Origin of the sequence: Knoellia terrae (genome assembly GCF_048606435.1) — a bacterium.
In the GTDB taxonomy this organism is placed as follows: domain Bacteria; phylum Actinomycetota; class Actinomycetes; order Actinomycetales; family Dermatophilaceae; genus Knoellia; species Knoellia terrae.
This window is the reverse complement of sequence record NZ_JBMBWH010000001.1, coordinates 329746-353267: the sequence shown is the minus strand read 5'-3', so window position 1 is coordinate 353267 and position 23522 is coordinate 329746. Positions and strand designations below refer to the sequence as shown.

20 protein-coding genes are annotated in these 23522 nt (G+C 71.4%); 2 read left to right on the top strand and 18 right to left on the bottom strand.

What is annotated here, in order from left to right:
• Positions 1–21: 21 nt before the first annotated feature.
• From nrfD to ACOJV9_RS01760, 12 genes are all read right to left on the bottom strand, one after another.
• Positions 22–1167 (bottom strand): NrfD/PsrC family molybdoenzyme membrane anchor subunit, encoded by a 1146-nt coding sequence (nrfD, locus tag ACOJV9_RS01815; protein ID WP_420183463.1) that lies wholly within the window; start codon positions 1165–1167, stop codon positions 22–24.
• Entirely contained in the window at positions 1164–2273 is a 1110-nt protein-coding gene (locus ACOJV9_RS01810) for a 4Fe-4S dicluster domain-containing protein (RefSeq protein ID WP_420183462.1), read from the bottom strand. The genes nrfD and ACOJV9_RS01810 overlap by 4 nt, the downstream gene beginning before the upstream one ends.
• On the bottom strand, positions 2273–5680 hold the full coding sequence (fdh, locus tag ACOJV9_RS01805; protein ID WP_420183461.1) for a formate dehydrogenase: 3408 nt from the start codon (positions 5678–5680) through the stop codon (positions 2273–2275). Before fdh ends, ACOJV9_RS01810 begins: the two co-directional genes overlap by 1 nt.
• An 87-nt stretch (positions 5681–5767) precedes the next feature.
• Positions 5768–6649 (bottom strand): RecB family exonuclease, encoded by an 882-nt coding sequence (locus ACOJV9_RS01800; RefSeq protein WP_420183460.1) that lies wholly within the window; start codon positions 6647–6649, stop codon positions 5768–5770.
• Positions 6650–6699: 50 nt separating this feature from the next.
• A complete protein-coding gene (purU, locus tag ACOJV9_RS01795) occupies positions 6700–7593 on the bottom strand; it encodes a formyltetrahydrofolate deformylase (protein WP_420183459.1) in 894 nt (297 codons plus the stop codon).
• Positions 7590–8435: a PHP domain-containing protein gene (locus ACOJV9_RS01790; RefSeq protein ID WP_420183458.1), complete on the bottom strand. Its 846-nt coding sequence runs from the start codon at positions 8433–8435 to the stop codon at positions 7590–7592. The genes purU and ACOJV9_RS01790 overlap by 4 nt, the downstream gene beginning before the upstream one ends.
• Positions 8436–8481: 46 nt before the next feature.
• A complete protein-coding gene (locus ACOJV9_RS01785; RefSeq protein ID WP_420183457.1) occupies positions 8482–8886 on the bottom strand; it encodes a VOC family protein in 405 nt (134 codons plus the stop codon).
• Positions 8887–8909: 23 nt separating this feature from the next.
• Complete coding sequence (locus ACOJV9_RS01780; protein WP_420183456.1) at positions 8910–9449, bottom strand: MaoC family dehydratase; 540 nt, start codon at positions 9447–9449, stop codon at positions 8910–8912.
• 126 nt (positions 9450–9575) lie between these two features.
• Positions 9576–9860 (bottom strand): hypothetical protein, encoded by a 285-nt coding sequence (locus ACOJV9_RS01775; RefSeq protein ID WP_420183455.1) that lies wholly within the window; start codon positions 9858–9860, stop codon positions 9576–9578.
• A 28-nt stretch (positions 9861–9888) separates the two neighbouring features.
• The gene (locus ACOJV9_RS01770) at positions 9889–11529 is read right to left on the bottom strand and encodes a RecQ family ATP-dependent DNA helicase (protein WP_420183454.1); all 1641 of its coding nucleotides are present in this window, start codon (positions 11527–11529) and stop codon (positions 9889–9891) included.
• A gap of 2 nt (positions 11530–11531) precedes the next feature.
• Entirely contained in the window at positions 11532–11774 is a 243-nt protein-coding gene (locus ACOJV9_RS01765) for a DUF3140 domain-containing protein (protein ID WP_420183453.1), read from the bottom strand.
• A gap of 148 nt (positions 11775–11922) precedes the next feature.
• A complete protein-coding gene (locus ACOJV9_RS01760) occupies positions 11923–12807 on the bottom strand; it encodes a serine hydrolase (protein ID WP_420183452.1) in 885 nt (294 codons plus the stop codon).
• A gap of 30 nt (positions 12808–12837) precedes the next feature.
• Between ACOJV9_RS01760 and ACOJV9_RS01755 the strand changes: the two genes are divergently transcribed.
• On the top strand, positions 12838–14562 hold the full coding sequence (locus ACOJV9_RS01755; protein WP_420183451.1) for a glycerol-3-phosphate dehydrogenase/oxidase: 1725 nt from the start codon (positions 12838–12840) through the stop codon (positions 14560–14562).
• A gap of 30 nt (positions 14563–14592) precedes the next feature.
• Here the strand turns inward: ACOJV9_RS01755 and ACOJV9_RS01750 are convergent, their stop codons facing one another.
• Positions 14593–15636 carry a DUF2332 domain-containing protein gene (locus tag ACOJV9_RS01750; protein ID WP_420183450.1) on the bottom strand — a complete coding sequence of 348 codons (1044 nt, stop codon included), beginning with the start codon at positions 15634–15636 and terminating at the stop codon, positions 14593–14595.
• 18 nt (positions 15637–15654) lie between these two features.
• On the opposite strand from ACOJV9_RS01750, the gene ACOJV9_RS01745 reads away from it, so the two are divergent.
• A complete protein-coding gene (locus ACOJV9_RS01745; RefSeq protein ID WP_420183449.1) occupies positions 15655–17148 on the top strand; it encodes an aminopeptidase P family protein in 1494 nt (497 codons plus the stop codon).
• 29 nt (positions 17149–17177) lie between these two features.
• Here the strand turns inward: ACOJV9_RS01745 and ACOJV9_RS01740 are convergent, their stop codons facing one another.
• From ACOJV9_RS01740 to ACOJV9_RS01720, 5 genes are all read right to left on the bottom strand, one after another.
• Positions 17178–17927, bottom strand: coding sequence for a PIG-L deacetylase family protein (locus tag ACOJV9_RS01740; RefSeq protein WP_420183448.1), 750 nt, complete (start codon positions 17925–17927; stop codon positions 17178–17180).
• Between the two features lie 31 nt (positions 17928–17958).
• The gene (locus ACOJV9_RS01735; RefSeq protein WP_420183447.1) at positions 17959–18570 is read right to left on the bottom strand and encodes a YflT domain-containing protein; all 612 of its coding nucleotides are present in this window, start codon (positions 18568–18570) and stop codon (positions 17959–17961) included.
• 80 nt (positions 18571–18650) lie between these two features.
• Complete coding sequence (locus ACOJV9_RS01730; RefSeq protein WP_420183446.1) at positions 18651–20933, bottom strand: S8 family serine peptidase; 2283 nt, start codon at positions 20931–20933, stop codon at positions 18651–18653.
• A 98-nt stretch (positions 20934–21031) separates the two neighbouring features.
• A complete protein-coding gene (locus tag ACOJV9_RS01725; RefSeq protein ID WP_420183445.1) occupies positions 21032–22246 on the bottom strand; it encodes an acyl-CoA dehydrogenase family protein in 1215 nt (404 codons plus the stop codon).
• A 164-nt stretch (positions 22247–22410) separates the two neighbouring features.
• Entirely contained in the window at positions 22411–23322 is a 912-nt protein-coding gene (locus tag ACOJV9_RS01720) for a trypsin-like serine protease (protein ID WP_420183444.1), read from the bottom strand.
• Positions 23323–23522 lie beyond the last annotated feature (200 nt).

Below are 23522 nucleotides of genomic sequence, written 5' to 3'. Positions count from 1 at the left end.
TCCTTGCCTGGTGGTGGGTGCTCAGCGCGCCGTGACGATGCTGTCGTGGACGGTGCCCTGCGCCCGGCGCTCCTCGAGTCGCGCCTTCTGCAGGTCGACGGTGTACTTGGGGTCACGGGCCGACTCGAGGCCGGCCTCGACCATCCCGAAGCGGGTCAGCGCGGAGGCTGCGGCCAGGGCGCTCCCGGCGGCGACCGCCACGAGCCGGCTGCGGCCGCCGAACAGGGCGCCGACGCCGCCGGCGATGGTCAGGGCCCTGGCCATTCGCAGCTTCCTGCCGCCCTCTCCGGAGGTCGTCGGCTCGGCGATGCCCAGGGCGTCGAGACGGGCCTCGAGGCGGTGCATCGCGACCAGGTCGCTCGCGACACCCATGAGGGCGAGGCGTCGCGCGGGTGCCGACTGCGACACGGGCGACAGGATCAGCTGCATGCCTCCGGAGGCCATCGCGGCCGACCCGACGAAGACGAAGGGAAGATGGCTACGGCTCTCGTGCCACACGGGCGTGGCAGTGTCGGACAGGAGAACCGCGGTGTATGCCGCCAGTGGCGGCGCGAAGAGCGCCTGGCCGACCGCTGCCGGCAGCTCCACGGCGTGGAGCATCCGCGCGACCGGACCGAGGACTCCAGCGGGGCCCCCCGGAAGCATCCTGGCCAGCTCGGCAGCCGTCGTGGCGCCGGCGAAGGCGGCATATCCGGAGAAGATCCACGTCCCCACCGACATCGGAGAGGTCAGCTTGACCGTCCGCAGCATGTTGAGGAAGCGCTCGGGTCGTCCGAGGTCCTTGACGAGGAGCGCCCCGCTGAGCGCCACCGTGCTCATCGCCGTGAGGCGGCTCCGTCGGCGCAGGGCGTCGAGACCGGTCGCTGCCGCGCCCGACGCGAGCAGGCCCGAGCCGGCGGCAACTCCGCCGAGAAACAGGTACGCGGGGATCTCGTGCTTCCAGGGCATCGGCTTGACGATGGAGCGACCGTAGTAGCTCGAGAACTCGGCCTCCGGCACGGCCGGCGCCTCACGGCGTCCGCCGCCGTCACCGGTGAGCCAGCCGCTCCCGCCGCGGGCGACGCTTCGGGCCGCGCCGGACACGGAGTCGCGCAAGGTCGTCGTGCGCCTGCGACGCCGGACGCCCTCGTCGGGGGGGCGGTAGCTGTCGAAGGCGGAGGTCGTCATCCGCGCCTCCCGAGGAAGGCGACCGCAGCCGCTCCCAGCATGCCGAGGCCGGCATACCCGGCCGCGCGGAACATCTCGGGCAGGCGCGAGGTGGCGCACACCGGGTCGGGCGGGAGCCCGTAGACCTCGGGCTCGTCGAGCAGCAGGAAGACGGAACCCGTGCCGCCGACGCCGTCGTTCTCGTTGGCCCCATAGAGCCGGGCCTCGGGGAACCCCTGCTCGTGCAGCTGGGCGACCCGCTCCCGCGCCGCGGTGACCATGTCGTCGTGGTCGCCGAACTTGATCGAGGTCGTGGGGCAGGTCTGCGCGCACGCTGGCATCTGGTCGTGCTCGAGCCGGTCGTAGCACAGGGTGCACTTCTGGGCGACGCCCATGTTGGGCACGTGCCCGTCGCCCCGGACGGTGGTGCTGCTGTCGGAGCGCCGCTCGATGACGCCGAACGGGCAGGCGCCGACGCAGTAGCCGCATCCGTTGCAGACGTCCGGCTGGACCACCACCGTGCCGTGCTCGCTGCGGAACAGCGCACCGGTGGGACACACGTCGAGACACCCGGCGTGCGTGCAGTGCTTGCACACGTCCGAGGCCATGAGCCACCGGAACTCAGGAAGGGCGCCGACCATCGGGACGCCGTCGACGGTCGTTCCGTGCGGGGAGGCCCCGTCCTCGACCGCCACGGTCTCGCTGAGCATGTCGCGCAGGTCGGGCCCGTGCCCGTCGACGGGTGCCGGCAGCGTGCCGTACCCGGCCGGGGCAGCCGCCGTCGGGGGCGCGGGCTCGGCCGGCGCACCGACCCCCGGCATCCCCAGCTCGACCAGCCGACGGCCCGACTCCCGGGCCGCGCTGATCCGGTCGGAGGTCTGCTCGACGAACGCGACGTGCCGCCAGGTGCTCGCTCCGAGGCCGCCGGTGTTGTCGTACGAGTTCGCCGACAGCGCCAGGCCGTCGAGCGGGACGGCGTTCCACTCCTTGCACGCGACCTCGCAGGCCTTGCAGCCGATGCAGATCGAGGTGTCGGTGAAGAACCCCTTGCGACGGGGCGCGTCACTCCACCCGGCGTCCGGAGCCGGGTCCGTCGGTCCGCTGAGCTGTCGTTCGAGGTACCGCATCAGTGCCCTCCTCCGCTGTCGTCGCCACGATCCTCGGTGTCCCCGCCGCCGTCGCCGCCCCCGGGATCCCGGGTGGCTGCACGGCGTCGCGCCGTCTCGGCGGGTACGGGGTCGGCGTGCTCCGAACCGGTCTCGACCGTCGTGCCCGCCCGCGACTGGTACTCGGCGACCAGGCGCAGCAGTTCTTCCCCGTGGGGTCGTCGTCCCGGTCGGATGTCACAGGAGCCGACCTTGGACTCCTGAATCTGCACGTTGGGGTCGAGGACGACGCCGAGCAGGTCGTTGGCCCCGTCACCCTCGACGACGGCGTCCTTGCCGACGCCCCAGTGGTAGGGCAGCCCGATCTGGTGGACGGTGTGGCCGTTGATCGTCAGCGGCTTCATCCGGTCGGTGACGAGCACCCGGGCCTCGATGGCGCTGCGGGCCGAGACCAGCGTCGCCCAGTCCCCGTTGACGAGGCCGCGTTCACCCGCGAGCTCCGGGGAGACCTCGCAGAACATCTCCGGCTGGAGCTCGGACAGGTAGGGCAGCCAGCGGCTCATCCCACCCGCCGTGTGGTGCTCGGTCAGCCGGTACGTCGTGAAGACGTAGGGGTAGACGTCCGTGCCGGGACCGTCGCCCGACGGGCTCCACAGGTTGTCCTTGCGCGGGAAGATCAGCCGGCTCGGGTTGCTCTGCTGGGCGTACAGGACGTTGGTGACCGGTGACTCCTGTGCCTCGTAGTGCGTGGGCAGGGGCCCATCGACCATGCCCTTCGGGGCGAAGAGCCAGCCCTTGCCGTCGGCCTGCATGATGAAGGGGTCGTCACCGGCGATGGCCGCGGGCCCACCCGCGTCCGGGTCGGGGCGGAACGACGGGTCGCGGTCGACCGGGAAGTCGGGGACGTCCTTGCCCACCCACGTCCTCTCCGTCTCGTCCCACCAGACGTACTTCTTGCGCTCGCTCCAAGGTCGGCCCTGCGGGTCGGCGGAGGCACGGTTGTAGAGGATCCGACGGTTCATCGGCCAGGCCCATCCCCACTCCGGCGCGACCTCGTCCTGCTCTCGACCGGGCACCCGGTTGGCGGACCGGTTGACCCCGCCGGCGAAGACGCCCGTATAGATCCAGCAGCCGCCCGCGGTGGACCCGTCCGCTCTCATGTCGGCGAACTTGTCGAGCAGCTGGCCGGCACGGTCACCCGTGACGTGGTGGCCGTTGATCTCCCGCAGCACCGCCTCGGCGTCGACCTCACCGTGCTCGTCACGGGGGTAGTCCCACGTGAGGTCGAGCAGCGGCCGGTCGCGCTCGTCGGTCGACCCGCGAAGCCGCTCGCGGATGCGCACCCCGAGCTCGTGGAAGAAGTCGAGCTCGCTCTGGACGTCGTCCACGGGCTTCACCGCCTGGTGGTGCCACTGGAGCATCCGCTGGGTCTGGGTGAACGTGCCGGACTTCTCGACGTGGTTGGCGGCCGGGAAGAAGAAGACCTCCGTCTCGATGTCCTCGGGACTGGTCTCCCCCGAGGCGACCTCGGGTCCGTCCTTCCAGAAGGTCGCGGTCTCGATGAGCTGGAAGTCGCGCACCACCATCCACTTGAGGTGCGAGAGCGCCTCCCGCTGCATCTTCCCGTGCGCCGATCCCACGGCTGGGTTCTGGCCGAGGACGAAGTAGCCGTCGACCTCGTCATCGATCATCGCCATCGCCGTCTGGTAGGTCCCGTGGGCCCCGGTCAGGCGCGGCAGGTAGTCGAAGCAGAAGTCGTTCTCCGGCGTCGCGGCGTCACCCCACCAGGCCTTGAGCAGGCTGGCCGTGTAGGCGTCCGCCTCGGTCCAGAACCCCTTCTGCTTCGGTGACGAGATCGACCCGAGGTACTGCTCGAGGTTGTCGTGCAGCCCCGCCATCGGCATCGGCAGGTAGCCCGGCAGCAGGTTGAACAGGGTGGGGATGTCGGTCGACCCCTGGATGCTCGCGTGGCCGCGCAAGGCCATGATCCCGCCGCCGGGGCGGCCCATGTTGCCCATGAGCAGCTGGAGGATGGCCGCGGTGCGGATGAACTGGGCACCGAGGCTGTGCTGGGTCCACCCGAGCGCGTAGGCGAAGCAGGTGGTGCGCTCGCGCCCCGAGTTCTCGGTCAGGGCCCGGGCGACCTCGTGGAACTGGTCCACGGGGATGCCGCACATCTGCTGCACCAGCTCGGGCGTGTAGCGCGAGTAGTGCCGCTTCAGCACCTGGAAGACCGAGCGCGGGTGCTCGAGCGTCTCGTCCCTCACGACCTTGGCGTGCTCCATCGCCGCGCCCGCGGCGCCCAGCGCGTGAGGGGCGGCCCGGGCGGAGTCCTTGGCACCGTCGTCGCCGCCGGGGTCGTCGATCTCACTACCGCCGCCGGCGCCGGCCGCACCGTCGGCATCCTCCCGCTCGGCGTAGCCCCACGACGACATGTCGTATTTGCCGGTCGCCGGGTCGAACCCCGAGAACACCCCGTCGAGGTCCTCGGTGTCGACGAAGTCCTCACTGACCAGGGTCGCCGCGTTGGTGTAGGCGACGACGTAGTCGCGGAAGTAGAGGTCGTTCGACAGCACGTGGTTGATCAGCGCCCCGAGGAGCACGACGTCCGAGCCGGCGCGGATCGGCACATGGGTGTCCGCGATCGCCGACGTCCGGGTGAACCTCGGGTCGATGTGGATCACCCGGGCGCCCCGGGCCTTGGCCTCGGAGACCCACTGGAACCCCACCGGGTGGCACTCGGCCATGTTGGAGCCCTGGATGATGATGCAATCCGCGTTCGCCATGTCCTGCAAGGACTGCGTGGCGCCACCGCGGCCGAACGAGGCCCCCAGACTGGGAACCGTGGAGGAGTGTCAAATACGCGCCTGGTTCTCGATCTGTATGGCGCCGGCGGCGGTGAAGAGCTTCTTGATGAGGTAGTTCTCCTCGTTGTCGAGGGTGGCTCCCCCGAGCGAGGCGATGCCCATGGTCCGGCGCAGGCGTCGGCCCTTGTCGTCGAGCTCCTGCCAGCCGTTGCGGCGCGCCTCGAGGAAGCGGTCCGCCACCATGTCGATGGCCTCGTCGAGGCCGATCCGCTGGAAGTCGGTGGCGCGCGGCGCACGGTAGAGCACGTGCGTCTGTCGCGTCGGTGAGTTGACGAGCTGCTCGCTGGCCGCACCCTTGGGGCAGAGCCGCCCCCGGCTGACCGGCGAGTCCGGGTCCCCCTCGATCTGCACGACCTTCTCGTCCTTGACGAAGACGCGCTGCCCGCACCCGACGGCGCAGTAGGGACACACGCTCTGGACGACCCGGTCGGCGGTGCTCGTCCGTGGCTGGATGTCGCGGGTGCGGCGCGACGTGACCGACGCCCCCCGCCCCAGGAAGTCGCCGCTGGCCAGCTGCCGCAGCACGGGCCAGCCAAGGAAGGTGGTGTCCTTCGGGACCATCGTGAAGCCTCTCGACTCGACGTCTGCGCTGGTCAGCTCACCGTAGCGGCTTCGAGGCCCTCATGGGAGACAAGGCGCCGGGCCCTGTCAGACCTCGGTCGCCCGGGGTGCACCTTCGTCCTCGAGGGCGGCCCAGCCGGACTTCTCCGGACCGGCCGCCTGGCCCTCGGGGCAGTGGGCGCGGAAGTCGCACCACGTGCAGAGCGGCCCGACGACCGGAGGGAACAGCGCCGACTCGACACCCCTCTGCGCGAAGTCCGCGTCGGCACGCTGGGCGTCGCGGGCGATCGACTTCGCCTCGTCGACCTTGCGCGTCAGCGACTCCGGGGTGTGCGTGTGGCCGACCACCTCCCCCGACGGGACGTGGTGCAGCTCGACCCGCAGGCAGGGGCGACGGAACATCTTCCAGACGGCCGCGGCATACAGCGCCATCGGCAGCGACGTCCGGGCGTCGTCCTTCCCGAGCGCCCTGCGGCTGGTCTTGTAGTCGACGACGACGAGCTCGCCGTCACGGTCGTCGAGCCGGTCGATCCGCCCGGTGACCCGCAGCGCGCCGCTGACGAACGAGACCGTGCGCTCGATACCCGTGGGCTGCCGGTCCGGGTCCACCCCGCAGAGGTATGCCGTGACGTGATCCTGCGCGCGGCGGCGCCACTGCGCCGACTGCTCGGGGTCACGGAATCCGACGTCGATCCATGAGCTGCGCACCAGCTCGCGCCCGGCCTCGGCCGTGCGTCGCTCCCGCGGCAGGTCCCACCAGTCGCGCAGGGCGTTGTGCACGGCGAGGCCGAACGACGTGTGCGCCCGCTGGACGCGCTGCGCCGGTCGGGGCCGGTCGAGGTACTGCATCCGGTAGCGGCGCGGGCAGTCGACGTGGGCGAGCAGGCGTGACGGGCTCGCGGCATACAGCCTGGGCGGCATGCCTCCGAGCTCGGTCTGGACCGGTCTCCCGGCACTCTGGGCGCTCACGCGGCCAACCTAGCCAGCAGCACCGACACGTCCCGGACGTCGTCCACAGGTCAGCTGAAGACGACGGTGCGGTCGACGTTGAGGATGATGCGGCTCTCGCAGTGCCACGTCACCGCCCGGGCGAAGACGCGCGACTCGACCTCCTCGCCGGCGGCGACGAGGTCCTCGGCGTCCATGCGGTGGTCGACGCGGTGGATGTCCTGCTCGATGATCGGGCCCTCGTCGAGGTCGGCTGTGACGTAGTGCGCCGTCGCCCCGATGACCTTGACACCACGGGCGTAGGCCTGGTGGTAGGGCCTGGCCCCCTTGAAACTCGGCAGGAACGAGTGGTGGATGTTGATGACCCGGCCCCCGAGGTCGCGGCAGAGGTCGTCGCTGAGCACCTGCATGTAGCGGGCGAGGGCGATGAGCTCGACGTCGTGGGCGGCGACGACCTCCCGCAGCTGCGCCTCCGCCTCGGTCTTGGTCTCGCGGGTGACGGGGATGTGGTGGAACGGGATGCCGTAGGAGCGGGCCATCGGCTCGAGGTCCGGGTGGTTGCTCACGATGCCGACGATGTCGGCGTTGACCTGACCGGACTTCCAGCGGAAGAGGAGGTCGTTGAGGACGTGCCCGAACCGGCTCACCATGACGAGCACCCGGTATGCCGTCGCGGCCGGTCGCAGCTCCCACGTCATGTCGAACTCCGCTGCGACAGCAGCGACCTGCTCGCGCCAGCCGTCGAGGTCGAGCCCGTCGGGCGGTGTGGCGAAGCGGACCCGCATGAAGTAGCGGCCGGTGCGGTGGTCGCTGAACTGCTGGCTCTCCTCGATGTTGGCGCGGTGCTCGAAGAGTCGCTGGCTCACCGCTGCCACGATGCCCGGCCGGTCGGGGCACGACAGCGTGAGGACGAGGTTCCCGACCTCGTCCTGCCTGTGCTGAGGGCGCTCGACGCCGTCGGTCATGCTCGGACCACCTCCACGCCGTGGGACTGCTCGACGATACGGGACCACTGCTCGGGTGCCGTCGTGCGCTCGCCGAGCCGGTTGAGCTTGCCGGCGCCGTGGTAGTCGCTGCTGCCGGTGACGACGAGGTCGTGGCGCCGCGCGAGGCGCAGGGCGCGCTCGACGTCGGCGCCGGAGTGGTCGCGGTGGTGCACCTCCAGACCGGCCAGGCCGGCACCGGCCAGCTCCTCCACCATCGCGTCGGTCACGGTGCCCGTGCGCATCGCGAAGGGGTGTGCCAGCACGGGGACCCCGCCGGCCTCCCGGACCAGCCGGATCGCGGTCACCGGGTCGGGTGCGTAGTGGCCGACGTAGTAGGGGCTGCCGTCGTGCAGCAGCTCGCGGAAGGCGTCGTCACGGTTGGCCACGACACCCTTGGCCGCGAGGGCGTCGGCGAGGTGGGGCCGGCCGAGCGTGGCACCGGGCGCGACCTGTGCCCGGACCTCCTCGACGGTAATGTCGATGCCGTCGTCGGCCATCCGCCGGATCATGCGGTCCATCCGGGCGATCCGGCTCTCGCGAGCCCGGGCCAGCTCGAGGGCCAGCTCCTGGTCGTCGGGATCGGGCAGGTAGCCGAGCAGGTGGATGCTCTCGTGGTGGCGGCTGCACGAGATCTCGATGCCTCGCACGAGGTCGACCCCCTGCTCGACCGCTGCTCGGGTCGCCTCGTGCCACCCGGCCGTCGTGTCGTGGTCGGTGATCGCCACGACGTCCAGGCCCGCCGCCCTGGCCTCGGCGACGAGCTCGGCCGGCGGCTGGGTGCCGTCGCTCGCCGTCGAGTGCGTGTGGAGGTCGATTCTCACGGTCGTAGCCTAGGCGCGAGCCGCTCGGGATCCGGTGGAGCAGGGCTCAGCGCACGAGGTGGGCGTACGGGTCGGGCCGCTCGGCCTCGCTGCGCAGGATGCAGAGCTCGTTGCCCTCGGGGTCGCGCAGCGTCGCCCAGCCGGCCTCGGGCGTGCGGAGGTCCCGGTGCATCGTTGCGCCGTGCGCGAGGAGCCGCTCGACCTCCTCGTCGCGCGAGCGGTCGGTGGGCGTGAGGTCGAGGTGGAGCCGGTTCTTGACGGTCTTGCCCTCGGACACCTCGATGAAGAGGAGCCGCTGCCTCCCGTCCGGACTGAAGATCATGCACTCCTCATGACCGGGTTCGTTGGGGTCCTCGGGGTCCTGCGACCAGCCGAGCACCTCGCTCCACCAGTGCGACTGCGCGTACGCGTCGCGGGCATCGACGGTCGTGTGGGCGATGCGTGACGTCATGGGCGCCAGCGTGCCAGCCGCGCTCAGGCGGTGGGGCTGTCCGGACCGGGCCAGTTCCTGTCCGGCTGCGGCACCGGTCGCCCGGGCTGCTCGCCGCCCCGGGCCTCGAGATAGCTGTCCTTCGGCACCATGACCTTGCGGCGGAAGATGCAGACCACCGTGCCGTCCTGGTTGTAGCCGATCGTCTCGACGTGGACGACGCCGCGGTCGTCCTTGGAGGTGGACTCCCACTTGTCGAGGACCCGGGTCTCGCCGTAGAGGGTGTCGCCGTGGAAGGTCGGCGCGACGTGGCGCAGGCTCTCGATCTCGAGGTTGGCGATCGCCTTGCCGCTGACGTCGGGCACGCTCATGCCGAGCAGGATCGAGTAGACGTAGTTGCCCACGACGACGTTCTTGCCGAACTGCGTCGTCTCCTCGGCGTAGTTGCTGTCGAGGTGCAGCGGGTGGTGGTTCATGGTGAGCAGGCAGAAGAGGTGGTCGTCGTACTCGGTGACCGTCTTCCCGGGCCAGTGCCGGTAGGTCGCGCCGACCTCGAACTCCTCGTAGCTGCGTCCGAACTGCATGGCGCCCATCCTTGCCTGCCGCCGTGCCTCGCACACCACGTATGCCGCGTGCGTTCCCTCACAGCGGCGTTCGCCTCAGCTGCGTGGCTGGGCCGGGTTGGTCGGTCGTCCGGTGCCGGTGCGGTGTCAGGGCCGCGGGTTGGCGCGGGTCCATGGACGCTCGTCGCGGCGGCGACCCATTCCTGCCGCGCAGCGTGGGCACACCGCGGCCACTCGGTCGGCGTCGCGACCGGTGGCCGGCTGGACGTCGAGCCACTCGATGTGCGGGAAGCGGAGGAGCTGCGACCGGTGCAACGAGAGGCCGCACAGCGTCTGGTTGGTCCCGGACAACCAGGCATGAACCTCCCCCGACGGCGACCGGATCCCGTCGGGGTCGGTCCACGTCCCCGTTGCGGCGACTGCTGCCCTCATGTCGGACACGTACCCCCGCAGGTCCGCTTCACGCCTCCTCCAGGAGTCCGCCGTCCTCGACGAGCTCGAGGGCGAGCGTCCGGTAGCCCACGTCGTCGAACAGCACCGTGAGGCGGTCGTCGACCACGTCGGTCACCGTCCCGGCACCGAACTCCTGGTGGCGCACCACGCTCTGCACGGCATACGGGGCGTCGTCCTCGTGGCCCTCCGATCCGGCCAGCCCCTCGACGCAGTTGTCGCACGAGCCGCAGCGCTCCCGGACGGGAGCACCGAAGTAGCCCAGCATGAAGGCACTGCGGCAACGGGTCGTCTCGGCATAGGCCCGCATCATCTCGACGCGGGACCTCTCGAGCCGCCTCTGCGCCTCGGCGCGAGCGACCACCGTGTCGACCAGCTCGTGGAGGGAGGGCTCGGTGTCGCCGGACGTCTGCCGGGCCAGCGCCACGAGGTTGACCAGCCGGGCCGTCCTGCGCGGACCGAGGTCGACGTGGGTGCGGACCGTGGCCGGGTCGTCGCTGCCCGTCGCCTCCATCGCCGCCGCCGCGGCGACCACGTCCTGGCGTCGCGGGACCGGAGAGAAGAAGAACCGACCGAGCGCGAGGTCGGCGGGTCGGTAGACGAGGACCCCACGAGCGGGCTCCCCGTCGCGACCGGCCCGCCCGACCTCCTGGTGGTAGGTGTCCGGCGACTCCGGGACGTCGGCGTGCACCACCCAGCGGATGTCGGGCTTGTCGATCCCCATCCCGAAGGCGGAGGTCGCCACGACGAGGTCGAGCGCGTCCGACATGAAGGCCTGCTGCACCTCGTCGCGCCGACGGGTGCCGAGGCCCGCGTGGTAGCACCCGACGCGGTGGCCGCGCTCCGCGAGGGCGTCGGAGTATGCCTGTGCGCCCTTGCGGGTCCGGCAGTAGACCAGACCCGAGCCGTCCCCGGCGGTCAGCTCGTCGACGAGGTCCAGCACCCGTCGCCGCTGGTCGTCGGGGTCGTCGCAGCGGGTCACCGCGAGGGCGATGTTGTCGCGCTCGAAGCCGGTGACCACCGTCTCGTGGTCGTGCAGGCCCAGCCGCTCGGCGATGTCGCGATGCGTCGGCAGGGCGGCCGTCGCGGTCATCGCGACGACGCGTGGGGAGCCGAGCCGCCGCACCTGCTCGCCGAGGCGGAGGTAGTCCGGCCGGAAGTCGTGCCCCCACGTCGAGACGCAGTGCGCCTCGTCGACCGCGACCAGAGCGGGACGCAGGGCAGCGAGCCGGGTGAGCGTGTCCCGGTCGGCCAGCTGTTCGGGGGCGAGGAGGAGGAAGCGGACCTTCCCGGCGCGGGCGTCCTCGATCGCCTTCGTCCGTGCCGTCTCCGACTCGGCGGAGCTCAGGCGGGCCGCACCCAGACCCACCCGGCGCAGCGAGTCGACCTGGTCCTGCTGGAGGGCGAGCAGCGGGGACACGACGATCGTGCAGCCGCCCAGCAGGAGCCCGGCCAGCTGGTACGTCAGCGACTTGCCCGACCCGGTCGGCGAGACGAGGAGGACGTCCCTGCCCTCGAGCAGGGCCGAGATCGCCTCCTCCTGACCGGGCAGGAGGCGGTCGTGCCCGAAGTGCTCCTCGGCGGCGGCACGGACCGTCGAGGCGTCGGCGGTGTCGGGTGTCGCAGGCCCGGCCGCTCCGGCGGGAACCACGCTCAGTCGGCCGGCTTGAGCGGGTCGTGGCCGATGGACATCAGCTGGTGCCGCCACGCCGCCTGGCCGGCGGTGGCGAGCACGGCGCGTCCCCTGTCGCTGCCGGCGCGGTCGGGAAGCGCCTCGGTGAGCTCGTCGGCGTCACGCACGATGAGCCAGTCGCGCAGCTCGCGCGAGGTCATGTTGACCACGCGGTGGAACTCCTCCCACGGCTCGTCGGTGACCCGGCTGCTGTCGCTCGACATGCTCGTCTCCTTCCCGCCGGCACGAGCCGGCAACGCGTGGGCTGGGACACCGGCAGTACCCACGGGGCGCGTCGGACATGCGGGGACGCTGCGTCCGTCACGTCGGCGACGGCGGGTCCGTCCGCTCCGGACCGGGCGGAGCGGCCGGTCAGAGCGGCAGGACCAGCGCGTCGTGGACGATCTCGGACAGGCCGTTGACCGTCTGCCTGCCGTAGCGGAAGCCCTGGGGGCTGCGGGTGAGGATGGCCATCGTGTAGTTGCGGCCGTCGCCGACCACGCGACCGATCGAGTTGAGCCGGTAGCCGCCGGTCATCGGTCCCCAGCCGTTCTTGGTCTCCGTGTAGACGCTCTCGGGCAGCGGCGGGTCGGCGACGCCCCACCTCTGCGCGGGCACCACGCCCGACATCAGGTGACGGATGTAGCCGCGGTGGCCGGCGTGGATGACCGGCGTCCCGACGGCGAGTGCGTCGAGCAGCGTGACGAGGTCGGCCGGCGTGGTCGTGCTGTAACCCCACCACCCGCCGGCCGAGCCACCGCGCACGACCGTGGCGCTCATCGCCAGCAGACCGGCGGCCTGCTGGACGGCGGGGGTGCCCACCCAGGCGAGCAGGGCGTCGGTGGCGGCGTTGTCGCTCGACTGGATCATCCGGCGGGCCTGGCCGTGCTGCTTCTCCGTGAGCTCGACTCCCGTGTCCTGGCACTTGCGCAGGCACGCGACGAGGATGAGCACCTTGATGGTGCTGAGCGACTCGTTCGTGTACTCGCGCCACGAGAAGCGCGCCCCGTTGCGCAGGTCGTGGACGACGAGGCCCATGGTCCCGCCGCGGGCCGTGCGGTGCGCCTCGAGGGCAGCCGTGAGTGCGGCGCGGTCGACGGTGGGCACCACCGACGGCGACGGGGCGGCCGGTGCTGCGGCTCCGCCTGCCTTGGCCGAGGCGGTCTCCGGCGGCTTCCGCAGCGCGAAGCCGGCCCCCACCAACGTCAGCGTGGAGCTGACGAGCACCCGGCGGGAGACGGGCTGGGAGGCGGGCATGGGGCTCAGGGTAGGCCCTCACCTGCGCCTATGCTCGGACCCGTGACCCTTTCCCCCGCGGCACGCGTGTCCACGATCGAGCGGCTGCGTTCAGGTGAGGAGCTCGACGTCCTCGTCGTCGGAGGCGGGGTCGTCGGTTGCGGCGTGGCGCTCGACGCGGTGACCCGAGGGCTGTCCACCGGCCTCATCGAGGCGCGGGACTACGCCAGCGGGACCAGCTCGCGCTCGAGCAAGCTCATCCACGGCGGTCTGCGCTACCTCGAGATGCTCGACTTCGGGCTCGTCCACGAGGCCCTGCAGGAGCGCCGCCTCCTGCTCACCACGATCGCGCCGCACCTCGTGCGGCCGGTGCCCTTCATGTACCCGCTGAGCAAGCCCGCGTGGGAACGCTTCTACGTCGGGTCGGGCATCGCGCTCTACGACGGCCTCGCGTTCGGGGTGCGGCAGACGGCCGGACTCCCCCGCCACCGGCACCTCGGCAAGAAGGCGGCGCTGCGGCTCATGCCGAGCCTGCGGCCCGACGCCCTCACCGGGGCGATCCAGTACCACGACGCCCAGGTCGACGACGCCCGCTTCGTCCTCGAGCTGGCCCGGACGGCGGCCATGCACGGCGCCCACGTCGTCAACCGGGTCGCGGCCGTGAGCATGCTGCGCGAGGGCGAGGGTGAGGGCGCCCGCGTCGTCGGGGTGCGGGCGCGCGACAACCGCACCGGCGAGGAGTTCGACGTGCGAGCCCGCCGGGTCATCGCCGCCGCCGGCGTCTGGTCCGACGAGATCCAGGCGATGCTCGGTGAGGACGGTCCGCTCAGGGTCCGGGCCAGCAAGGGCATCCACCTCGTCGTCCCCCGCGACCGGATCAGCTCCGAGACCGGCGTCATCCTGCGCACCGACAAGTCCGTGCTGTTCCTCATCCCGTGGGACGAGCACTGGATCATCGGCACCACCGACACCGACTGGCAGCTCGACAAGGCGCACCCGGCCGCCACGGCCGCCGACATCGACTACCTCCTCGAGACGGCCAACTCCGTCCTCGTCACTCCCCTCACGCGTGACGACATCGACGGCGTGTATGCCGGCCTGCGCCCCCTGATCTCCGGTGACGACCGTGACGAGACGACCAAGGTCTCGCGTGAGCACGTCGTCGCCACACCGGTGCCCGGCCTCACACTCGTTGCCGGCGGCAAGTACACGACCTACCGGATCATGGCCAAGGACGCGGTCGACGAGGCCGTCAGCGACTTCGAGGTCGCTGCCGCGCCGTCCTCGACCGACAAGGTGCCGCTCGCCGGGGCCGTCGGTTGGGAGTGGCTGAGCGAGCGCCCGCAGATCCTCGCCCGCTCCGCCGGCATCGACCAGGAGCACGTCGAGACGCTGCTCGAGCGCTACGGAACGCTGACGATGGAGCTCATCGCCCTCATCAACGCCGACCCCACGCTCGGCGAGCTGCTGCCGGGCGGCGAGACGCACCTCAAGGTCGAGATCGTCTACGCGGCGGCCACCGAGGGCGCCGTGCACCTCACCGACATCCTCACCCGGCGCACCCGGATCTCGATCGAGGCCCGCGACCGCGGGCTCGCCGCCGCTCCCCATGCGGCCGCCCTCGCCGCACCGATCCTCGGCTGGGACGCGGCCCGGGTCGCGGAGGAGATCGACATCTACCACCGCCGGGTCGAGGCCGAGATGTCGAGCCAGACGATGCCCGACGACCTCAGCGCCGCGCAGGCCCGCCGCCTCGCCCCCGACGCCGCCCTCTGACCTTCCCGCGCGCAACCTGCGACCAATAGGTCACGAAAGGCGAGCGGGAGCGAGGATGAGGGGTGGGCCGTGGTGGGTGCAGTGGGCGATGACGTCGTCGTCGACCTCGACCTGGGGCACCCAGCTCCCAGCAACGGGAAGCGGGTCGGGGTCCTCGAGCGCGACCCGGACGACCGGCATACGAGAGCGCGCCTCGTCGACGGCTGCGAGCATCGCGGCGAACTCCGGCGCCGGCCAGTACTGTCGGGTGATCGAGTGCCACACCACCGTGAGCACGCCGTCAGCGACGGGTGACGCCAGCTGCTCGCGCACCCACTGCGCGCCACCCGCACGGTCCACCACCACCGGGTGCTCGCGAGCCGTGGCGAGCGCCGCGACGAGGCGGCCGTCGCGCTCGGGCATGTGCGGCCAGAGGAACGAGCGCAGATAGGCCTCCGCGTCCGGACCGGCCACGTCGATCGGGTGCAGGTCGCAGCCCCGTCGCTCGCGCACCTCGAAGTCCGCCGGCACGAATCCCGCACCGCCGCACCCGTCGAGGACGAGGCGAGCATCGACCGGGCCGGCCACCCAGCCGTCCCCGAGGAATTGGAACCGGTCGACGAGCAGGTTGAGCCCGGCCGAGGCACCGGGCTCGAGCAGCCGCACCCGCGTCAGCCCGGTGCGCCGCACCGCCTCCGACAGTCCCACGAGCAGTGCCACCGAGCGCCCGACCTCGTTGGTCTGTGGAGCGACCTCCAGCCCCGCGCGCAGCTCGGCGACGTGCTCCCGCAGCACCGGTTCGAGAGCCGGCCACACGGCATACCGATCCGCCGTCCAACCCACCGACGGGTAGAACGCCGCCAGCTCGGGTGCGTCCCCGCGCAGCACCACGCGGTGGATGCCGGCCAGCAGCCGCAGCTGCACCATGTCCCCTGGCGGCGCGTCCTCGTGACCGGCGAGCACGTCGCGCACGACCCCACCGCGGTCCCAGTCGTCGGCGAGCAGCCGCACGAGGACGCCGTAGAGGTGCTCGGTCGAGTCCCCGAAATGGTGGCGCATGCGGTCACCGAGGGTGACCCCGTCGTAGGCGGACACGCGTGCCACCATAGGCGGGTGAGCGAAGAGCAGAAGCAGGCAGAGAACCGCGCCCGTCCCACGACCGAGGAGTTCCGCGGCTTCGTCCGTGAGGACTGGGCGGAGCGACGCCCGCAGGCGACCGAGCAGGCCGCGTCCGCCCCGTATGCCGCGCAGCGCCGGGCGCTCGTCAGCGCCGCCTTCCCGAAGCAGCGGCTCATCGTGCCCGCGGGTGGGCTCAAGATGCGCAGCAACGACACCGACTACGTCTTCCGCCCGCACAGCGCCTTCGCCCACCTCACCGGCCTCGGTGCCGACCGCGAGCCCGACGCCGTCCTCGTCCTCGAGCCGACCGACGACGGCCACGAGGCGATCCTCTACTTCCGCCCGCTCGGCGAGCGCGACAGCGACGACTTCTTCGCCGACGCCCGCTACGGCGAGTTCTGGGTCGGCGCCCGCCCGAGCCTGGCCGACATCGAGCTCGAGCTCGGACTGGCGGCGCGCCACATCGACGAGTTCGAGGCTGCCGCGGCCAAGGACGCCGGCGAGGTGACCGTGCGCCTCGTGCGCGACGCCGACCGCGAGCTCACCGCCCGCCTCGACGCCGCCCGCGTCGACAACGGCGCCGAGCAGGACTCTCTCGTCGAGCAGGACGACGCCCTCGCCCACGCGCTCTCGCTGCAGCGAATGGTCAAGGACGAGTACGAGATCGAGCAGATGCGTGAGGCGGTCGCCGCGACGCACGTCGGCTTCGAGGCGGTCATCGCCGAGCTCGAGCAGGCCGTCGCGCTCGGTCGGGGCGAGCGCTGGATCGAGGGCGTCTTCGGCCTGCACGCCCGCCACCAGGGCAACGGCGTCGGCTACGACTCGATCTGCGCCGCCGGCGACCACGCCAACACGCTGCACTGGATCCGCAACACGGGCGACGTCACCGACGGCGAGCTCGTGCTGCTGGACGCCGGCGTCGAGGTCGACGCCCTCTACACCGCCGACATCACCCGCACCCTCCCCGTGAGCGGCACCTTCACCGAGGCGCAGCGCGAGGTCTACGACGCCGTGTATGCCGCGCAGGAGGCGGGGATCGCTGCCGCGAAGCCGGGTGCGAAGTTCTCGGACATCCACGCCGCCGCCATCCGCGTCGTCGCCGAGCACCTGCACGCGTGGGGCCTGCTGCCCGAGGGCGTGTCCGTCGACGACACCCTCGACACCGAGCACGGCCAGTACCACCGCCGCTGGATGGTCCACGGCACCTCGCACCACCTCGGGATCGACGTCCACGACTGCGCCCTGGCGACGCGCAGCGAGTACATGGACGCCGAGCTCAAGGAGGGCATGGTGCTCACCGTCGAGCCCGGCCTCTACTTCAAGGCCGACGACCTCAAGGTGCCCGAGCGTTTCCGCGGCATCGGCGTGCGCATCGAGGACGACATCGTCATCACCGCCGACGGCTGCGAGAACCTCTCGGCCGCGATGCCCCGCACCAGCGCTGAGGTCGAGGCGTGGATCGCGGACGTGCGCGAGGAGAACGCCTGAGTCGCAACGCTGCTCGGGCGACGGTGACCTCAGCGCCTGACGACCACGTCGAGCGCGAGGGCGTGGGTGACGCCGTCGGCCTGCACCGCCTTGGCACCCATCTCGAGGATCATCGGGACGAGCTGGTCGGGCTTGGGGAACTCGTCCGGCAGCGCGGAGTTGTATGCCGTGTGCGCCTCGAGGGACTCGACGGCCTGCTGGACCTTGTCCGACACGTCGACGTAGTGGGTGGGCCGGGGCGTGCCCGCGAAGGCGAGCATCCCGACGTGCCACGGCTCGAAGCCGTCGTCGACGAGCTCCGGGAAGATCCAGCGGTTGCCCGCGTCCGCGACCGCGTCGACCGTCGCCAGTCCCACCGCGCGGTGGTCGGCCTGGTTGAGCATGCCCGCGACGAACCGGTCGCCGTAGTCCCCGGTCACGACGAGGTCCGGTCGGCGGCGCCGGATCTCGCGGGCGATGTCCCGGCGCAGGTCCAGGCCGTACTCGACAGTGCCGTCCCGGTGGGTGCCGAAGTCGACCTCGGTCACCCCGACGACGGCCGCGCTCGCACGCTCCTCGGCCTCGCGCACCGGCCCTGCCTCACCCGGCGCCATGGTGTCGATGCCGGCCTCGCCCCTGGTGAGCAGGAAGTAGGTGACGGTCTTGCCGGCCTCGGTCCAACGGGCCACCGCCGCCGCGGTTCCGTACTCGATGTCGTCGGGGTGGGCGACGACGCAGAGAACCGACGCGAAGTCCTCGGGCAGCGGTTCCAGCGGCGGTCCGAACGAGGGAGCATCCATGCCGCTCAGGCTAGACCTGAGCGGTGCTGCCTCACACGGGGTTCTGCGAAGCCGGTCCGTCGTCGGGAGCACCGGCGCGGTCCGGAGCCGGCGCCGTCCGCGCCGACTCCTGAGCGCGTCGCAGCTCGGCCTGGGCGGCGGCCATGGGGTCCATCTCGCGCAGCAGCTCCCGCCCTCGGGCGGCGTGCTTGTGCTCCGTCAGCACCTCGTACTTGGTCGCAACGACCTGGGTGACGGACGTGAAGTCGCGCTGCCCCCCGGTGACCGAGAAGCCGACCGCGGCCCAGATGGCGCCGAAGATCGCACCGAAGAGCACGGTCGCGATCACCGAGGTCCACGAGAAGCCGCTCGTGTCGAAGAGCGCGAAGATCAGTCCGATGAGCAACCCGAGCCAGGCGCCCGACAGCACCCCACCGAGCATCACCCGGCCGCGGGTCAGCCGTCCGGTGACCCGTTCGAGCTGCTTGAGGTCGGTGCCGACGATGAGGACGTTCTCGACCGGGAACTCGTGGTCGGAGAGGTAGTCCACGGCCTTCTGCGCGGAGGCGTAGGTGTCGTGCACCCCGAGCGACATGGGGTACTCGAGGGAGAGGATCTGCGCAGCGGCGGCCGGACCGAGGCCACGCGTCGGTTGGGTGCTCATGACCCCATTCTCCCACCTGCCCCGAGGTCGTCGCAGAGACCTCGGCCGGTGCCGCCAGCGGGCACCGGCCGAGGTCCCGATCAGCTCAGCTGACCCGGAGGCGTCTGGTGCTGCCCGGGCGCGGCGACACCCTGTCCGACGACGGTGAAGAGCATCCCGTGGGCGGCGACCGCCCCACCGGCCCGCACGTCGACCTGGGCCTGGTAGAACGCCTCGGCCGCACCCTTGGTCGGGGTTGCCGTCACCGTCACCGTGGTGGAGGCACCCGGCGCCAGTGCCGCTGTACCCGGCGTCACCCGGAACGTCACGCCGTCAGGGGCGTCACCGGACACAACGACCGACACCGAGGTGGCGGAGTCGCTCGTGTTGGTCACCCTGAGGCTGCGCGTCACGGTGGAGCCGGCACCCTTGGAGATGGCGCCGAACGACAGGCTCACCGGGTCGAGCGCGACGCTCGAACCGACTGCGGCGGCAGCGTCGGCCAGCCCCGCCCCGACGATCAGCGCGTCGTTGGTGACCGCTCCGGTCTCGGGGTGCGTGAGCACGTTCTGCTGGGCCGTGTTGACGACGGCGGAGCGAACCTCGGCCGCCGACCACGCCGGGTGGGCTCCCCGGACCACCGCGGCGATGCCGGCGAGGTGCGGGGTGGCCATGGACGTGCCACCGAGGAAGGTCCAGCACGGGTCCTCCTCACAGGTCCAGGCCGGCTGTGCGCTCAGCACGTCGGCGCCGGGCGCCACGACGTCCGGCTTGATGAGCAGGTCGCCGTGGGTCGGCCCCTGGCTCGAGAAGGACGCCATCCGGTTCGTCAGCTCGGGGAACGTCTTGTAGGTCCCCGTGGCGGGGATGGTGGCGTTCTCACCGTCGTGCGTGACGACCTCGAGACCGTCCGAGAGCGTGATCATGACTCCCGGGATCGTCGGCTGCGGCTCCAGACCGTTGTGCGACATCGTGAGGAGCGCCTCCTCACGGTTGACGACAACGGCAGCAACGGCACCGGCGTTCTGGGCGTTGCGCACCTTGACCGTGAAGTCACAGACGCCACGGGCGAGAACCGCGATCTGGCCCGTCATCGTCGGGAGGGCGGGGTCGCTGTCGCAGGCCGTGCTCAGGCCTTGGGGCGTGACGGCCGGGTCGGGCACGACCCGCAGCGGGGCGGTGAGGTCGGTCGTGACGTCTCCGAAGTCACCGATCGCCATGTCGTGCTCGGCTCCTGCGACGAGGAGGTTGCGCACCACGGCGTGACCGACGGTGCTCGCGCCGGCCGTGAGGGCTCGAGGCGCGGCGCCCGGGTAGTGCACCGTCCAGTAGCCCGGACCCTCGTTGCCGGCTGCCACCGCGACCACCATGTTGGCCCGGTCGAGGTTGTCAACGGCGTTGTCGAGGAGGAACGCGCCGCCGCCGTCGTTGCGTGCTCCGCCGAGGCTCATGTTGGCGACGTCGAACCCATCCGCGTAGGCGTCCTCCATCGCCTCGAGGATGTCCTCGGAGCGAGCCGAGCCCTCGGACCCGGGGAAGACGTTGTAGGCGCCCAGCGTCGCTGCCGGCGCGACACCGGACGGGTCGTAGGGGATGCCCGCCCCGTCGACCGAGGCCGGGGTGTGCGCGTTGCATGCCACGGTTCCGGCGACATGGGTGCCATGTCCGTTGAGGTCGGCTGCACCCAGGCCGTTCTTGGCGACCTTGTTGCCGTAGACGCGGGAGACGACGACCTTGTTGTTGGTGTGCGCGGGGTCGCCCACCTGCGGGCTCGCCGCGTAGCCGGCGTCGTCGAAGCAGGGGTGGCTCACGTCGATGCCGCTGTCGATGATGGCCACCTTGACCCCTGCACCTGCGGATGCCTCTCCGCCCGCGGCGGACCACGCCTGCTGACCCCTGATGAGCTGCAGGTCGGGGTCCTCGTGCGCCACCGGCGTGAACACGCCCTGCATCTCGACGAAGGACACGCCGGGCGCTGCTCTGAGGGTCTCGAGCGTCGTGCCGCCGAGGCGAACGGCGACGGCGTTGAGCGCGAGGTCGAACTCCCCCGTGACCTGGGCCCTGGGCGCGTTGGCCTGCAGCCACTTCTTGAAGGCGTTGCGCTCGGCGGCGAGCGCGGCACGCTCACTGCGGGCAGCGGTGCTGCGCAGGTCGACGCGCTTGCTCTTGGTGGGCGCCGTGCGCGGCGAGGTGGCCAAGGGCGCCCCGGCCAGGCGGACGATCGCATGGCCGCTGTCGACCGTGCTCCGCGACTGGCCGTAGGGGGCGAGCACTCTGTCCGCGCCGTCCGCAGAGGTGCTCAGGGCCGAGGTGGCCGAGGGGACCGAGAGCGCGAGGCACACGGCCCCGGTCACGGTCAGGACGGTGGCGTGGGAAGAGCGCATGGGCTGTCCAATCCGGAGTGACGACACCTGTGTGCCGACAGTAGACCCGGCTTCCCGCCACGAGAAGAGGAATCCGCAAATCCCCGCCCCCTCGCGGGTCAGCGCTTGAGCGCGTACTCCTCGAGGAGCCGGCGGCCGATGATCATCTTCTGGATCTCGGCCGTGCCCTCACCGATGAGGAGCATCGGCGCCTCGCGGTAGAGGCGCTCGATCTCGTACTCCTTGGAGTACCCGTAGCCGCCGTGGATCCGGAACGACTGCTCGACGACGTCGGCGCAGTACTCGGCGGCGAGGTACTTCGCCATGCCGGCCTCGAGGTCGTTGCGCTGCCCGGCGTCCTTGATCCGCGCCGCCTTGACCATCATCTGGTGCCCGGCCTCGACCTTGGTGGCCATGTCGGCGAGCCGGAACTGGATCGCCTGGTGCTGGGCGATCTGCTTGCCGAAGGTCTCACGCTGCTGGGCGTAGGTGATGCCCAGCTCGAACGCCCGCCGGGCCACCCCGCACGCGCGCGCCGCGACGTTGACGCGCCCCACCTCGACGCCGTCCATCATCTGGTAGAAGCCCTTGCCGGGAACCCCGCCAAGGATCTGAGCGGAGGTCGTCTCGTGGCCCTCGAGGATGAGCTCGGTCGTGTCGACGCCCTTGTAGCCCATCTTGTCGATCTTGCCGGGGACGGTGACCCCCTGCGCCGTCTGGCCGAAGCCGGGCTCCTTCTCGACGAGGAAGGTCGTCATGTTCTTGTAGGGCGAGTCGGACTCGCCGAGGTCGGTCTTGACGAGCACCGCGACGAGGTTGGCGCTGCCGCCGTTGGTGAGCCACATCTTCTGCGCGTTGACGCTCCACTGCTGCTCGGCGCCCTCGCCCTCACCGGCGACGGCCTTGGACGTGATGGCCGCGACGTCGGAGCCGAGACCGGGCTCGGACATCGAGAACGCCCCGCGCACCTCACCGGTCGCCATCCGCGGGAGGTAGCGCTGCTTCTGCTCCTCGGTGCCGTGCTGGAGCAGCATGTAGGCGACGATGAAGTGGGTGTTGATGATGCCGCTCACCGACATCCAGCCGCGCGCGATCTCCTCGACGCAGAGCGCGTAGGTCAGCAGCGACTCGCCGAGGCCGCCGTACTCCTCGGGGATCATCAGCCCGAAGATCCCCATCTCCTTCATGCCCTCGACGATCTCCGTCGGGTACTCGTCCTTGTGCTCCAGCTCTGTGGCCACCGGGAGGATCTGCTCCTCGACGAACCGCCGCACGAGCTTGAGGAGCTCGTTCTGCTCGTCGGTGAGACCGTCTGTGCGCTGGAGCCGGGACATGTGTGGAAGCCACCTTGGTCGTGGGGACGGATCAACCCTTGCGAGTATGCCGTCCGCCCACGACGAGCCCCACCGATCCGTCGTGTGAGTCCCCCCACCCCGACCTGACGGAAGCCGGTGTGCCGTGGCGCGCCACGGCATACCGGCTTCCGGGTGCCGAGACGTCAGGGCAGGTCGACGAACGGGTCGAGGAAGGTGCGGGCACTCTCGGTGTCGAGGCGGTAGGCGACGTTGGTCGCGTAGCAGGGCACGTCGCCGGTGATCGTCGTTGCGGCGAGCACGAGCTCACCGTCGAGCTCGACGAAGTTCGGGCCACCGGAGTCCCCGTAGCAGGCGCCGCCGAGGTTGCGCGAGGCGTTCATGCCCAGGCGCACCCACGTCGGGTTGATGGCGTTGAAATCCACGAGCGCCTTCATCCGCTCGCCCCCGCCGGGGTGGGTGAGCCCGCCCGGGCCGCGCAGCGCCTCCTCGGTGCCGTAGCCGACGGTCCACCAGTCGGCGGCGTCGAGCGCGCGGCTGCCGACGTCGTCGAGCTGTCCCGCCGTGGGGAGGGTGGCCCGCGTGAAGTCCCAGACGTCCCGGGGGTCGGCCTCCCACGCGGCGAAGTCGATGACACCGATGTCGTGGCTGTCGGCGCTCGTGCCCGGGTACCCCTCGTCGGAGTAGGGGGTGCCCTCCACGACCCAGCCCTGATCGAGGAAGTACTCGGCCTGGGCCTCGACGTACGCCTCCAGCGCGACGGGGTCCGTCGGCGCCGGGCCGAACTCGGCGTCGTAGGCGTCAAGCAGACCCTGGACGTCCTGCTCGAGGCTGACGAACCAGCGGTCGTCCTCGAGCCCGGTGAGGCAGTGCGCCGCGGTGAGGAAGGTGTCGTCGTCGATCATCGTGCCGCTGCAGAACCAGCGGAACCGGTCGAGGAGCCCGTCACCGTCACGGTCGTAGAGACCCACGACCGCGCCCACCTCGGTTCGCTCGCGGGCCGGCTCGGAGTTGTGGGTGTTGACGGCCGACGAGGGGGCGGCGGTCACGAGGGCAAGGGCGCCGGCGGCGAGCGCGGCGAGGAGGGTGCGTCGCATGGGAGGTCCTTCCACGGTGCAGTGGGCGACGAGGTCCGTCGTCAGGACCGAGGCTAGCCACGCAAATTCGCTGGCGTCACCCCCGAGCGGCTGCCAGTCTGGGACCGAGCCGCGCGGCATACCGAAGCCGGGCGCGGGAGCACGACCGAGAGCGAAGGAGGCGTGACATGTCCACGACTGTCCCGGGCCCTTTCCACGCC

Bases quoted from the DNA above. Each gene is read 5' to 3' on its own strand.
- ACOJV9_RS01740 (WP_420183448.1), bottom strand. From the start codon at position 17,927: ATGGATGCTCCCTCGTTCGGACCGCCGCTGGAACCGCTGCCCGAGGAC.
- ACOJV9_RS01810 (WP_420183462.1), bottom strand. From the start codon at position 2,273: ATGCGGTACCTCGAACGACAGCTCAGCGGACCGACGGACCCGGCTCCG.
- ACOJV9_RS01725 (WP_420183445.1), bottom strand. From the start codon at position 22,246: ATGTCCCGGCTCCAGCGCACAGACGGTCTCACCGACGAGCAGAACGAG.
- ACOJV9_RS01730 (WP_420183446.1), bottom strand. From the start codon at position 20,933: ATGCGCTCTTCCCACGCCACCGTCCTGACCGTGACCGGGGCCGTGTGC.
- ACOJV9_RS01720 (WP_420183444.1), bottom strand. From the start codon at position 23,322: ATGCGACGCACCCTCCTCGCCGCGCTCGCCGCCGGCGCCCTTGCCCTC.
- nrfD (WP_420183463.1), bottom strand. From the start codon at position 1,167: ATGACGACCTCCGCCTTCGACAGCTACCGCCCCCCCGACGAGGGCGTC.
- ACOJV9_RS01775 (WP_420183455.1), bottom strand. From the start codon at position 9,860: ATGAGGGCAGCAGTCGCCGCAACGGGGACGTGGACCGACCCCGACGGG.
- ACOJV9_RS01755 (WP_420183451.1), top strand. From the start codon at position 12,838: ATGCTCGGACCCGTGACCCTTTCCCCCGCGGCACGCGTGTCCACGATC.
- ACOJV9_RS01735 (WP_420183447.1), bottom strand. From the start codon at position 18,570: ATGAGCACCCAACCGACGCGTGGCCTCGGTCCGGCCGCCGCTGCGCAG.
- ACOJV9_RS01765 (WP_420183453.1), bottom strand. From the start codon at position 11,774: ATGTCGAGCGACAGCAGCCGGGTCACCGACGAGCCGTGGGAGGAGTTC.
- purU (WP_420183459.1), bottom strand. From the start codon at position 7,593: ATGACCGACGGCGTCGAGCGCCCTCAGCACAGGCAGGACGAGGTCGGG.
- ACOJV9_RS01785 (WP_420183457.1), bottom strand. From the start codon at position 8,886: ATGACGTCACGCATCGCCCACACGACCGTCGATGCCCGCGACGCGTAC.
- ACOJV9_RS01780 (WP_420183456.1), bottom strand. From the start codon at position 9,449: ATGCAGTTCGGACGCAGCTACGAGGAGTTCGAGGTCGGCGCGACCTAC.
- ACOJV9_RS01760 (WP_420183452.1), bottom strand. From the start codon at position 12,807: ATGCCCGCCTCCCAGCCCGTCTCCCGCCGGGTGCTCGTCAGCTCCACG.